We start from the raw sequence: 11,878 nt of genomic DNA, 5'->3' as shown, positions 1-11,878 counted from the left end.
GCGCGGCTGTGCCGTACGTCCGGGCTGAGCGGGGTGGTTCCCTCGTTGGGCGGCAGGCGAAGCCCTACCGCGCCGTTCGTCGGCTGTCCAGGATCGGGCTTGCCCGACCGCGAAGCGGCGCCGTAGGCGTCCTGGATGGCCGGCGGGCGGTGTGGTGCCCTCTGGGTGCCGTCCGACGAGGGGGCCGCACCGCGACCCACCACCATCTCCACCACCCACAACCCGCACCCACCGAGCCGTGCCCCCCACCCCCTCCGCAGGGTGGCCGGGGTGTGGGGCGGAGCCCCGCTCAGTAACCCGCACCCTCCAACGGTCGCCAATTGGCGACTGCCCCCGGAGCCGAACGGGCGCCTCGGTCGTACAAGCTGCCTACGGTGCGCCGGTCGGGCCTCTCGATCACGACGCGGGGCGGTAGCGTCCGGCCCATGACGAAACCTCGCCCCGTTCCCGTGCTGCCCGCCCAGGGCCGCCGAATCGCCTTCGTGGGGAAGGGAGGCGCGGGCAAGTCGACGATGCTCGCGCACTTCCTCGCCTACTGGAAGTCCTACGGTGTGCCGTGCATCGGCATCGACACCGACGTGCCCGGAGAGGAAGAGAACGGCACTCTCTACGAACACGCCCAGGTGGTCGACCTCGGCGCCCCGGTCTATCCCGCGCCCGGCATTCACCAGATCCGCAACGAGGCCGTGCGGCTGTGCCCAGAGAAGGGGCTGTGTGTCCTGGACACGGGAGCATGGGAGCGGAAGAAGGACGGCCCGCACCTGCCGGTGTTGAGCGCGGTCGACCTGGCGGTGTTGTGCCTCCAGCCGACAGGCAACGAAGTGCAGCGGGCCGGTTCGGTGCTCGGCGCCATCGAGTCGCTGAGCACAACGGGCGCCCACGCCCCCGAACTCGTCATCCTGCTGACGATGGTCGACCCCAGCACGGCGACGCCGGACGACGTGGACACGGAGCTGGCAGAGGCGGGGTACACCGTGCTGCGGAACCGGTACGAGCTGTCCAACGCTCGCAACGGGTACGCGCAGTCTTGGGGTAAGCCCATCAAGACCAAGCCCGACACGAACATGGACAAGATGGCCCGGGAGATCCTGGACGTGGTGGCCCGGTGAGCAAGGCATCGGAGAAGTCCAGGGGCGCCATCGGAGCCGCGCTCCGCAACGGCCTGGACAAGCGCGGCGGCGGCGCCCAGCTGCCCGCACAGGCGTCGTCCGACACCGAGGTGGAGCTGAGCCCCCGCGAGCGTCTGCAGGCCCTGGAGGCGCGCATTGAAGCGTCCGTGGGGCAGTACCAGCAGAGCCTCCGGCGGCTGCAGGCCCGGCACCGGGTGGAGGTCGGCCAGCTCCTGGACGAGATCAACGAATCCGGCCTGTGGGAGCTGGAGGGGCACGAGAAGTTCGGGCACTACGTCAAGGCGCGGTGGGGCTGGGACCGCTCGTACGGGTACCGCCTCATCGACCTGGCCCTAGTCCACCGTGCACTCGCCCCGCTGGGGCCGGCCGTGCTCGACACCGTGGTGGAGTCACACGCCCGGGAGCTGGCACCGGTCGTCAAGGTCAACGGCGACGAGGGCGCCCGGAACTTCGTGGAAGTCCTCCGGCTGGAGTCCGGCGGGAAGAAGGTCACCGCCGCGGTGATCGCGGCCCGGCGTGACCAGGAAGGACTGGGCGTCCCCTCCGACCAGTCGCCAATTGGCGACCGCGACGAGGACGAGGACGAGGTGGTGGACGCGGAGTTGGTGGAGGACGACGAGGACACGGCGGAGAAGGTCGGCCAGACCATCCGGACCGCTGCCGACACGGCGGAGAAGGCGTTGCGGCAGCTGAACGAGGCACTGGCGCTCGACGCGGCACCGTTCCACCGTGCGGAGACTGCTGTGGACCTCTCCCGCATCCGTACGGCCGCCGTGCGGATGCAGCGGCGGGCGGACGGGATTCCCGGCCCGGCCGCCTCGTAGGGCGAGCACAGCAGAAGGGCCCCCGCCGTAGCGGGGGCCCTTCGTCGTTGCCGGGTCGGTCAGTTCAGCTCGGCCACCCGCGCGGCCTCCAGCAGGGCCTGCACGTCCAGCTCCTGGCCGGGCTGGATCGCGCGGCGCTGGCGGGCGTCGGCGGCCGCCACGATCGCGGCCACCTTCGCCTGCTCCTGGTGGTACTCCCACTGAGCCGTCGCCACGGCGCCGGCGGTCTCGATCGCCTTCACCCGGGCCTCGTTGAGACCCTTGGTCTCCTCCATGACCAGCTCGTGTTCCTGAGCGCGGGTCTCGCGTCGGTCGGCCCGCCACAGCGGTGCACAGAACGCGTACACCGCGGCGGTGCACCCGGCCCACAGCAGGGTGGCCAGCTGCCAGTCCGGCGTCCACGCGGTCACCCCGGCGAAGGCGAGCACGGCGGCCCCGCCGAACGAGACGCGCACGGTCTCGTTGTCGCCGTGCTGCTTCGACGCGGCGACGCACCCCGCGCACCCCGCGAGCGCGGCCAGACTGCCCGTGATCCACAGCGGGGCGGTGGAACCGTCCGGGAGGTTCTGCCCCCAGCTCCACGCGAGCGCGGACATGCTCGTGGTCGCCAGGGCCGGGGCCAGGCGCCCGAAGTGGTCCCACAGCCAACGGCCGGCGGACTGCCTCGGCGGCAGCTGCGGGGCGGGGCGGAACGTCGGGGGTACGGGCTGCCGGTGGGCCTGCTCGATCAGGTAGAGCGCCGGATCGAACGGCGCGGGGCTCTGGTCGCTCACAGCGTCATCTCCTGTCCGTCTCGGGTGAGTTCCTGCTGGTGCTGCTGGTCGGCGCGGTACCGGTCGTCCCGGTCGCGCCGCTCGCTCTCCTCGCGCTCCCGTGCGGCCAGGTCGCGCTGCCTGCGCTCGGGGAGCGTCGGCCCGTCCTTGCCCCACACGGTCACCTCGCCCGGGTTGGCCGTGCCGTCCGGGGAAGGCTCGATGGCGGCCACCTCCTGGCCCCGGTACATGACGGTCCCCAACGGGGTGATCTGGAAGCCGTGTTCGTCACCCTTGGACGGGTCGTCCCGGACGATCCGCTGTCCGTCGATCGACACGCCCCGGTGATCCAGGGAGACCTTGTGGCCGTTCTGCTCGATCGTGAGGCGGGCCTGCCCGTTGCGGGCGTTGTCCCGGTCCCACCGCCAGGGGTTGAACTCCTCGTTCTCCTTGCTCACCGGTCCACCTCCTGGTCCGCGCGTTCGGCCAGAACCCGGGCGTGGCAGGGGTCGCCCTCCGCGCACCAGCAACCGAGCCGCCGGCCGCGCAGCTTCGGCAGCTCGCCGGCGACCAGCTCCGGCCGCTCGTCCAACCAAGCCCGGTACTTCTCGACCACCGCGGCGGCATCGCCGTGGCGGCCGACCTTGAACGGGTTCGCCAGCACGTGGCCGTGGAGCCTCCATCCGCCCTGGTACATCGGGCGGCCCACGTACACGACGTCCTCGAACTCCGGGTCGCCCTGGTGGCCGTGGAGGTCCACCACGGTGGTGCAGTCGCCAATTGGCGACTGGGACTCGGCCGGGGCCGGGCCCGCCGTGGTGGCGGGCTCCGGCTCGACCTCGACGGCGAACATGGGCAGCTGCACGCCGCCCTTCATCTGCAGGCCCTGGCGGCGGGTCACCACGCCACCTCCAGCGGCTCGCCGGTGACCGCTTCGACCAGCGCGGACACGATGACCTCGGCCACGGGCGGCGTGACCGCGTTCCCGTACTTCCGCACCTTGTCCCGCTTGCTGCCGGTGACGATGTAGGTGTCCGGGAACGCCATGGCGGCGCCGATCTCGTGGGGCTCCAACATCCTGAACCGCACGTCGCCCAGGTCGACGTTCTCCTCGACCTCCGCGAGCGACCAGCGGTCGCGGGTGGTCACGGTGCCCACGGGCTCCTCGACTGTGCGCGCGGTGCCGGTGCTGTAGTACGGGATCAGCAGCCGCTGCCCGGTGACGAGGCCGTGGTGGTTCCCGCTCGCGCTGACCGTGCCCACGGGCTCGTCCACGCCGTACGCGGTCTTCTTCGACCCTCCGCCCCGCAGGCTGATCTGGAACGGCGGGATGGCCAGTCCGGTCTCGTTGCGGGCGGTCTGGGTCCGCATCGGCTCCTCGGTCGACGTCGCCACCTTCCCGTCCCGGCCTTCGGTCGGGATGAGCAGGGGCGGCACGGCCAGGGCGTCCGTCTCGCGGGTCGTGCGGGTCGGCATGGGCTCCTCGACCGACACGGGCTCGGTCCGCCAGGTCCCGCCGGCGGGCACCGTGAACGGCTTCGCGAACTTCGCGATGCCCCGGGCGATCCGCTCCATCGTGGCGGCGGCCAGCGGCTCGTCCCGGTCCGCGATCCGGCGGCCCTCAATCGACCAGTCGATGACCGCAGAGGCGGGCATCACCTCGGGCTCCACGATCGCGTTGCGGCACTTCGCGTTCGGGCACCGGTACCAATACTGGCCGTTGCGCCCGTACGCGCCCATGTCGACGTTCAGGCGCTTGAAGACCTGCATGGCCGACACCGTGGCGTCGCACACCTGGCAGTACGCCCGGGGCCGCAGCCACTTGTTCCAGTCCGGCGTCCGGCCCAAGCTCTTGAGCCAGTAGGCGACGAACAGGCGGTTCCTCGACTGCGGAGCCCTGCGGCTCCCCCGGGCCTTGACGTGCATGGAGTTGACCGCGATCACGCGGACCTCGTACAGGCCCCCGCACCGGACCTCGCGGAGCCAGCGGGACCACTGGTCCCACTTGCGGCACTCCACGACGTTCTCCACGACTCCGCACAGCACGGGCTTGCCCCGCAGGATCATCGCGTTCAGGTAGCGCGGGACTTCCTCCATGAGCGCGCGGGCCCGCTTGATCTCCGGGTCCGGCTCGCTCTCCCCGAACAGCACGCCCTGGGTGGAGTTGTCGAAGTCCCGGCGCTTGCCCCGCGCGTTGCTCCACGGCGGGCACGACGGGCTCGCCCAGAAGATGTCCGCCCGGGGAAAGGTCTCGATCTTGGCGCGGGCCACGTCGCCCTCGAAGTGGTCGGCGTCGGGGAAGTTGCGGGCGTGGTCCTCCACGGCGTCCTTCTTGTGGTTCGCCGCGAAGATGAGTTCCGTGAGCGGCTTGCCCTCGCGGTCCTTGACCGCGGTGGCGCCCTTGCTGGAGCCGCCGACCCCGGCGAACTCGTCGTAGACGGTCAGCACGGGCCCGCCTCCTCACGCAGGACGTGGGCGGCGGTCTCGCTCGACAGCTGCTCGCGCACCTTCTCCACGAGGACGGCCGGCGGGGTCCACAGCTGCTGTGCGCCCGCCCACGGGATCGGGAGGGGGAGGGCGGTCACCTCGTCCAGGACGAAGTGGAAGTTCCCGGTGGTCGACCACGGGGTGCACTCCCCGTCGTCCGGGTGGCAGTCGATGATCCGGGCGACCGCGAGCACGGCCCCCAGGTCCAGCTGCAGCCCGCGCACCACGGCGGCGACCATGGGGCCGTGGCGGCGGTCCACGGTCTTGCCCGCGTGGATGAGCACGGGGCCGCGGTACGAGGTCGGCCACACCCGGTTCTCCACGCGCTTGTCCGCGTAGGTGATGGCGGCCGCCCACGGCTGGCGGATGGTCAGAGCGCGCATCAGCTCATCACCTCGGCCACGGCCTTGCCCATCCCGAACAGGACGAGGGCGATCACGACGGCGACGGCCAGCACGGTCTTGCTGGCCTTCCAGATCTTCCGGAGCCCCACGGACAGGCCGAGCGCGGCCAGCACCACGACGGTGCCGTACGCGGTCAGCCCGGACAGGGCGGCCTCGATCGCGGTGCGGCCGATGTCCACGGAGGTGGCCATGACCAGCACGGAGAGGACGAGGGCGGCCAGGGCGATAAGGCGTTCGCGGGCGACGGTCACGCGGACGCACCCCCCTGCGGGGCGACCACGACGAACGCGGCGTCGGCCAGGTCGTAGTGGACGTGGGCGGTCGGGTACTCGCCGGCGCGGTACTCCCCGGCCAGCCACTCCGCGCGGCTGTCGGCCCGCAGGTCGGCGTCGGAGATCCGTTCCAGCACGGTCGGGTTGGTGCAGTGCGACATGGGTGTGCCTCTCCATCAAGGCGAGAAGGGGAGGGCGGGCCGCCCACGGTGAGGGCGGCCCGCCGGGGCCCTATCGGGCGGGGTGCGGCCGCGCCGGCTGCTGCTGCGGCTGGCGTCCGTCGCGCTCGTGCGGCTGCGGACGAACCGGCAGGGGCGGGCGGGCGCTCACTTGCGGCCCTTGATGGCCATGGCCTGGCCGTGACGGCGCAGGTCGGCCTCCGCCTTCCGGCGGGCCTCCTCGGCCTTCTTCACGGCGTCGTCGGTGGCGCTCATGCGCTCACCGCCAGCTGGCAGGTGCAGCGGACGGTGGTGGACTCGCCGTTGCGGCGGATCACGACGGTGTCGAACCCGTTGCAGTCGGCGCACGGGGCGCTGAACGCCGGACCCTTCTTGCCGACCAGCACGAGGCGGGGGCGGCTCGCGGGGGCCGGGATGGAGATGCCGGTGGTCCGGCTGGCAGACTTCTGCACGGAGATCCCTCTCTCTGCGAATAGGGGTGTCCCAGCTCGGAAGGCGCGTCAACGCCGTTCCGGGCGGAGAGGGTCGGGGCGGGAACCCCGGCCCTCTCGTTCGTTCTGGTTCCACCGTAGGGCCTTTTTTCCTAGGTTGCAAGGAACCTAGGAAAAATAGTTGCTAGGAACCTAGGGACCTGCTTTCATAGATCCATAGCCGCACAGTGGGATCATCCCTCCACTCGCAGTACACGGAGAGGTGGCGACCACATGACCGAAGACCCCAAGCCCAAGCGCAGGGGCCGACCCAAGAAGGAGGAAGTCGTACGGATGCGACCCCTCAACGTGGAAGTGCCGGAAGACCTTCAGCTGCACCGACGCGGCACGCTCTGCAAGCTCGACACCGGAATGAGCTTGAAGGAACAGGTGGCGGCCGCGTACGACGAGTGGCTGAGCCGGAAGGGCTACGCCAAGCCCACGGACGAGAGCTGAGAGAAGGAACCCCGGTGGTGAGGACACACCACCAGGGCCCAGGACGCTGAGATTTGGAGACCTACATGCGTCACCACCAGGGTACGGCCGCTGATCCCCCGGGATCGGCCACCGAGCCTGAAGAGAAGAAGGGCATTCCGGAACTGACCCGGGTCCACTACTGGCTGATCGGGATTGTCGCCCTCGGTGCGGTCGTCATCGCCTCCATCGGCTTCGCCGGCTCGTACAACGCCGTGCGTGCGCTCGCCGTGGAGAAGGGGTTCGGCACCTTCGCGTACTGGTTCCCCATCGGCATCGACGCGGGCATTGTCGTGCTCCTCGGCCTCGACCTGCTGCTGACCTGGCTCCGCATCCCGTTCCCGCTCCTGCGCCAGACGGCATGGCTCCTGACGGGCGCCACGATCGCCTTCAACGCGGCGGCGGCCTGGCCGGACCCGCTCGGCGTGGGGATGCACGCCGTGATCCCCGTTCTCTTCGTCGTCTCCGTGGAAGCCGCGCGGCACGCGGTCGGCCGGATCGCGGACATCACCGCCGACAAGCACATGGAGGGCGTCCGAATCACCCGGTGGCTGCTCTCGCCCGTGCCCACCTTCCGGCTGTGGCGCCGGATGAAGCTCTGGGAGGTCCGGAGCTACGAGAAGGCGGTGAGCCTGGAACAGGCCCGGCTCATCTACCAATCCCGTCTGCAGGCCCGGTTCGGCCGTGGCTGGCGGCGTAAGGCCCCGGTGGAGGCGCTGATGCCGCTCCGACTGGCGAAGTACGGCGTGCCCATCTTCGAGACTGCTCCGGCGGGCCTGGCGGCCGCGGGCATCGCGCTGCCTGCGGAGCTGGAACGCGTCAGCCACGAAGCGGTCGACGCCGACGTGCGCGAGGAACTGCCCGCCCCCGTCCCCGGACGGGAGCTGGAACGCGGGGAGGTCGACACCGACCAGCACGGCGGCCAGGACGAGGTGGAGCCGCAGGAAGCGGCGGCCGGCCACCCGGAGACGTACTCCGTACCTGTCCCGCAGCAGACGGTCCCCGCGCCGAACGAGGCGTACGGGCCCGGCCCCCAGTACGGCGGCGGGTTCGAGCCGCAGGGACAGCTGGCGGGCACGGGCGGCGCGTGGGCGGCCCGCAACGACGGACGGCCCGTGACGGTGCAGGCCCGGATCGACGGTGCCGACTGGCTGCAGAAGTCCCCGGAGCCGGTGCAGCCGGAGCCCGTGGCCTGGTCGGAGCCGGACGAGGTAGCCCAGTCGCCAATTGGCGACCGCCCCGAGCCCGTTCCGGCGGCTGAGCCGGAGCCCGTGCCGGAGGTCATCGACGAGGCCGTGGACGAGGGCCTGGACGAGGCCACGGACGGCGCGGACGAGGGCCCCGAGCCTGAGCCGGACCTGACGGGCGTGGAACTGCTGGAGTACCGCTACCTGCGGCTTCCTGTGGAACAGCGCTTCCCGAACCAGTCGGCCAGCTCCCTGGCCAGGTCTCTTTCCCCTGGTACGGGGTTCACGGAGGGCACGGCCCGCAAGTACCTGAAGCCCATCATCGACAAGCACAGCTGAGAAAACCCGGGGCTGAATGTCAGTCCTGGCTCGTACGGTGATCGTGAGGTCACCGGACACTAGGCGCCCCCGGGAGGCGCTGGTACCGCCCAACCCCGGGGACTTCGCGACAGAGGAGATGCTCGTGTCACGCAAGGAAGAGAATCCCACACCCCCCACCACCGACCTGCCGGGCGGGATGATGCCGCACTGGCTGCACCGCATCATCGACGCGCACAAGCCCTCCGTGCTCGGCAAGTCCCGCCAGGGCACCGCGTACGCGGCGGCCGGACTGCCCGCCGTGGCGCTCGCGGCCGGTGCTGAGAACGGCGGACTCCCGGAGCCGTCCGTGGGCGGGGCCCTCGAACTCATCAACACCGTGGGCTCGAACTGGCCCCTCGGCGGCTGGCCCGGGTTCGGTCTCACGGTCGTGGCCGGCGGCGGCCTCGGGTACCTCCACCTGAAGCAGAAGTGGGACCTGGGCAAGTCCGGTCCCACCATCAACGGGAAGGACGCGGCCCGGGTCGGGTTCGCCAACCCCAAGGAACTCAAGAAGTGGCTGTCCCAGGAAGGGCTCCGGGCCCGCGCGGACACCCTCCGCCCGTCCCTGGAAGGGGCGAAGCGCCGTTCCATCAGCCCTCACGAGGTCGGGCTACACCTCGGCACGGATCTGCTCTACAAGAAGGGGCTGTTCGTCGCCTGCGAGGACATCGTGCTGATGTACGCCCCGCCGCGTACCGGCAAGTCCGCGCAGTACGGCAACGCCATCATCGACGCGGCGGGCGCCTGCGTGGTGACCTCGACCCGCGGTGACCTCTACGACCACACCCACCAGCTGAGGCGCGAGCACAACAGGCCCGTGTGGGTCTTCAACGCGGGCGTGAGCGGGGTGGAGAACACCCTGCGCTGGAACCTGGTGGAGGGCTGCCAGGACCCGGTGGTGGCCCTGCGTCGTGCCGGGTACCTGCTCGCGGCCTCGGCCAGCGGGGAGGCCATGGAGAACGCCTCCTTCTGGGAGGGCCACTCCTTCATGGTGCTGTCCTGCTACCTGATGGCAGCGGGCCTGAAGGGCTACGACCTGACCCGCGTCCGGGCCTGGGTGACCGACTCGACCGAGCGTGAGCCCCTGGAGATCCTGGAGAACTACCCGGAGCTGGTGCCCGCCGGCTGGGCCCGGGGCCTCTCGCAGATGCGGAACGCCCCGGAGAAGACGAGGGACAGCGTGTACCTGACGCTGATCCGCTCGTTCGAGTTCATGTCGCTCCCCCAGGTGCTGGACATCGTGTCCCCCCGGCCCGGCCAGCAGAAGTTCGACGTGGCGGACTTCCTCCGCTCGCGCGGCACCCTGTACCTGATGGGCCGTGACCAGCAGTACGGCAGCGTCGCCCCGCTGTTCACCGCCCTGGTGGGCGAGATCTACGAGGCGGCGTACCTGGAAGCGGACAACAGCCCCGGCGGCCGCGTGGACCCGTACGTGCGGTTCGTCCTGGACGAGGCGGCCGTGATCTGCCCGCTTCCCCTGCACAAGTGGTCGGCGGACGCTGGCGGCCGGAACATTCAGCTCCTGGTCAGCGTCCAGTCCCCGTCCCAGCTGCGGGAGCGGTGGGGCCACAACGGAGCGCAGACCATCATGAACAACTCCGTCCGGATCGCCCTCGGTGGCCTGTCCATCCCGCAGGATCTGGAAGAACTGTCCCTGCTCTGCGGGGAGAAGGACGAGGAAGTGGCCTCGGCGGGCCAGACGGACGAGGACAAGAAGTCCCGGAACGTCTCGGTGCGGCGGGTCCGGATCATGCCGCAGGATGCCATCCGGCAGATGAAGGAAGGCACGGGCCTGGTGTTCTACCGGCACCTTCCGCCGATCCGGTACGCGTTCACCCCGGTGTGGCAGCGGAAGGACGTCAAGGAACTGATGAAGCAGGCGAAGGCACAGGCCAAGCTGGAGGCCAAGATGAAGAAGAAGGGGGTGCAGGTCGCCGGGCCCGTCCTCCCGCCGCAGATGCCCGCCACGGCTCCGGTGGTCCCGCAGCAGCAGCCTGCCGCGTACCCGGGGACTATCCCCGGGCAGGCGCCGGCCGCTGAGCAGAACGTTTGGGGGCAGACCGGATGATCGACCAGCCCAAGGAGACGAAAGCCGTCTGGGAGCGGACCCGCGAACTGGGTCGGCAGCTGGACGAGGTGAACGGCCGCCTCGAAACGCTGGAGGGGCAGAACCTCGCGGACCGCATCCAGGAACTGTCCCTGGTCGTCAAGAAGCTGGCGGACAAGCCCAAGAGCGATGCCCCGGCGGTCTGGAACTGGAGCACCTTCACCCCGCAGCAACAGGCGAACGCCTGGGACGTGCTCATGCAGTGGGTGGAAGGGACGTTCCGGGTCCGCTGGCCCCGCTCCTACAAGGAGATGCTGGGGTACACGGAGCGGAACTCCTCGTGCTGGTGGCAGCACCCCGACATGGTGGAAAGCCTCACCAGCCTGATGTGGAGCCACCACTGGGCCTTCCTCGACAAGGAAGCGTCCCCGCTGCGGGTCGCTGAGTGGCTGGGCCGCTGGCTCCCCGACGCCGTGCGCCAGGGCAAGTTCATCCTGGAGGAGTGCAAGAACGACTTCTCCCGCGACGGGGGCAACGGCCACAAGCACGACCCGTTCGAGAACAAGAAGATCAGCGACGACCACAAGCAGCTTGGGCAGTACCTGCACATGCTGCGGACGGGCGAAGTGCCCAGCTGATCCGCCCGCCCAACGACAGAGGCCCGGACCGATGGTCCGGGCCTCTTCGCGTGCCGTACGTCATCCTGCGGGTGGCACGGGGCGTTCCTCGTCCGGCCAGAAGCTCCACCCCACCGTGTACTGGACCCCGGCGGCATAGTCCCGGTCGACGTCGGGCCAGTCGTTGCCCTCGATCCGGTCCCGGGCGTGGGTGCGTTCCAGCCCCACCTGGCGGTTGGTGTACGGGTACGCGTACCACTCCTGGCTGATCGGGGCGGCCTGCAGCTCGCCCAACAGCCACGCGGCCGTGGCCCACACTCCGTGGGCGGCCGCCTTCGCCTGACGCACCTCGACCTCGACGTGCACCCGGGCGTCGTCGCCGGCGTGGAACTGGCGGGCGGCGTCGTCCCGGACCGATTCCAGCTCCTGCCGCGAACGGCGCACCCCTTCCGGCAGACCTGGTGTCCCAGGCGCCTTCGCTGGAACGGGCGTCGGGCCGTACTCGTGGCCAGGCCACTGAGGGGTCGTCCCGGCCGCCGGCTGCGGCCGCTCGGGCGTCCGCAGTACGTCACCGATCGACTGATGGAGGCGCCGGGGGCCGTGCCCGCCGTGCTCGCTGCTGCTGGCCATGGAACGAAGGTAGCCGCGGGGACTGACACGGTGCCAGAGGTTCCC

General features: G+C 70.6%; 16 protein-coding genes. 6 read left to right on the top strand and 10 right to left on the bottom strand.

Annotated elements, in window-relative coordinates; translation table 11 throughout:
• Positions 1-200 (bottom strand): hypothetical protein (locus ACZ4D5_RS43255; RefSeq protein WP_467778041.1); only part of this gene is annotated, 200 nt, incomplete at its 3' end.
• Between the two features lie 225 nt (positions 201-425).
• Between ACZ4D5_RS43255 and ACZ4D5_RS43250 the strand changes: the two genes are divergently transcribed.
• Positions 426-1,109: a P-loop NTPase family protein gene (locus tag ACZ4D5_RS43250; protein WP_467778040.1), complete on the top strand. Its 684-nt coding sequence runs from the start codon at positions 426-428 to the stop codon at positions 1,107-1,109.
• Complete coding sequence (locus tag ACZ4D5_RS43245; RefSeq protein WP_467778039.1) at positions 1,106-1,954, top strand: hypothetical protein; 849 nt, start codon at positions 1,106-1,108, stop codon at positions 1,952-1,954. Before ACZ4D5_RS43250 ends, ACZ4D5_RS43245 begins: the two co-directional genes overlap by 4 nt.
• Before the next feature lie 59 nt (positions 1,955-2,013).
• On the opposite strand, the gene ACZ4D5_RS43240 is transcribed toward ACZ4D5_RS43245, so the two are convergent.
• The 8 genes from ACZ4D5_RS43240 to ACZ4D5_RS43205 all read right to left on the bottom strand — a co-directional run bounded on the left by ACZ4D5_RS43240 (position 2,014) and on the right by ACZ4D5_RS43205 (position 6,500).
• The gene (locus tag ACZ4D5_RS43240; RefSeq protein ID WP_467778038.1) at positions 2,014-2,727 is read right to left on the bottom strand and encodes a hypothetical protein; all 714 of its coding nucleotides are present in this window, start codon (positions 2,725-2,727) and stop codon (positions 2,014-2,016) included.
• Positions 2,724-3,164 carry a hypothetical protein gene (locus tag ACZ4D5_RS43235; RefSeq protein WP_467778037.1) on the bottom strand — a complete coding sequence of 147 codons (441 nt, stop codon included), beginning with the start codon at positions 3,162-3,164 and terminating at the stop codon, positions 2,724-2,726. Before ACZ4D5_RS43235 ends, ACZ4D5_RS43240 begins: the two co-directional genes overlap by 4 nt.
• Positions 3,161-3,607, bottom strand: a complete 447-nt coding sequence (locus ACZ4D5_RS43230) for a DUF4326 domain-containing protein (protein ID WP_467778036.1) — start codon at positions 3,605-3,607, stop codon at positions 3,161-3,163. Before ACZ4D5_RS43230 ends, ACZ4D5_RS43235 begins: the two co-directional genes overlap by 4 nt.
• Complete coding sequence (locus ACZ4D5_RS43225) at positions 3,604-5,154, bottom strand: DNA cytosine methyltransferase (protein ID WP_467778035.1); 1,551 nt, start codon at positions 5,152-5,154, stop codon at positions 3,604-3,606. Before ACZ4D5_RS43225 ends, ACZ4D5_RS43230 begins: the two co-directional genes overlap by 4 nt.
• The gene (locus ACZ4D5_RS43220) at positions 5,148-5,576 is read right to left on the bottom strand and encodes an ASCH domain-containing protein (protein ID WP_438297951.1); all 429 of its coding nucleotides are present in this window, start codon (positions 5,574-5,576) and stop codon (positions 5,148-5,150) included. The genes ACZ4D5_RS43225 and ACZ4D5_RS43220 overlap by 7 nt, the downstream gene beginning before the upstream one ends.
• Complete coding sequence (locus tag ACZ4D5_RS43215) at positions 5,576-5,848, bottom strand: hypothetical protein (protein ID WP_467778034.1); 273 nt, start codon at positions 5,846-5,848, stop codon at positions 5,576-5,578. The genes ACZ4D5_RS43220 and ACZ4D5_RS43215 overlap by 1 nt, the downstream gene beginning before the upstream one ends.
• Entirely contained in the window at positions 5,845-6,030 is a 186-nt protein-coding gene (locus ACZ4D5_RS43210; protein WP_059303069.1) for a hypothetical protein, read from the bottom strand. Before ACZ4D5_RS43210 ends, ACZ4D5_RS43215 begins: the two co-directional genes overlap by 4 nt.
• A gap of 269 nt (positions 6,031-6,299) precedes the next feature.
• Positions 6,300-6,500: a hypothetical protein gene (locus tag ACZ4D5_RS43205; RefSeq protein ID WP_467778033.1), complete on the bottom strand. Its 201-nt coding sequence runs from the start codon at positions 6,498-6,500 to the stop codon at positions 6,300-6,302.
• A 252-nt stretch (positions 6,501-6,752) separates the two neighbouring features.
• On the opposite strand from ACZ4D5_RS43205, the gene ACZ4D5_RS43200 reads away from it, so the two are divergent.
• The 4 genes from ACZ4D5_RS43200 (at position 6,753) to ACZ4D5_RS43185 (ending at position 11,224) form a co-directional block, all read left to right on the top strand.
• Positions 6,753-6,974, top strand: a complete 222-nt coding sequence (locus ACZ4D5_RS43200) for a hypothetical protein (protein WP_141726814.1) — start codon at positions 6,753-6,755, stop codon at positions 6,972-6,974.
• A 65-nt stretch (positions 6,975-7,039) separates the two neighbouring features.
• Positions 7,040-8,518: a DUF2637 domain-containing protein gene (locus ACZ4D5_RS43195; protein WP_467778032.1), complete on the top strand. Its 1,479-nt coding sequence runs from the start codon at positions 7,040-7,042 to the stop codon at positions 8,516-8,518.
• Between the two features lie 124 nt (positions 8,519-8,642).
• The gene (locus tag ACZ4D5_RS43190) at positions 8,643-10,607 is read left to right on the top strand and encodes a type IV secretory system conjugative DNA transfer family protein (RefSeq protein ID WP_467778031.1); all 1,965 of its coding nucleotides are present in this window, start codon (positions 8,643-8,645) and stop codon (positions 10,605-10,607) included.
• Positions 10,604-11,224, top strand: a complete 621-nt coding sequence (locus ACZ4D5_RS43185) for a hypothetical protein (protein ID WP_467778030.1) — start codon at positions 10,604-10,606, stop codon at positions 11,222-11,224. The genes ACZ4D5_RS43190 and ACZ4D5_RS43185 overlap by 4 nt, the downstream gene beginning before the upstream one ends.
• A gap of 60 nt (positions 11,225-11,284) precedes the next feature.
• Here the strand turns inward: ACZ4D5_RS43185 and ACZ4D5_RS43180 are convergent, their stop codons facing one another.
• Positions 11,285-11,833 carry a hypothetical protein gene (locus ACZ4D5_RS43180; RefSeq protein ID WP_467778029.1) on the bottom strand — a complete coding sequence of 183 codons (549 nt, stop codon included), beginning with the start codon at positions 11,831-11,833 and terminating at the stop codon, positions 11,285-11,287.
• Positions 11,834-11,878 lie beyond the last annotated feature (45 nt).

Source organism: Streptomyces sp. NPDC025651 (assembly GCF_055558735.1).
The sequence above is the reverse complement of the archived record's forward strand: the minus strand, read 5'-3'. Positions and strand labels throughout refer to the sequence as shown.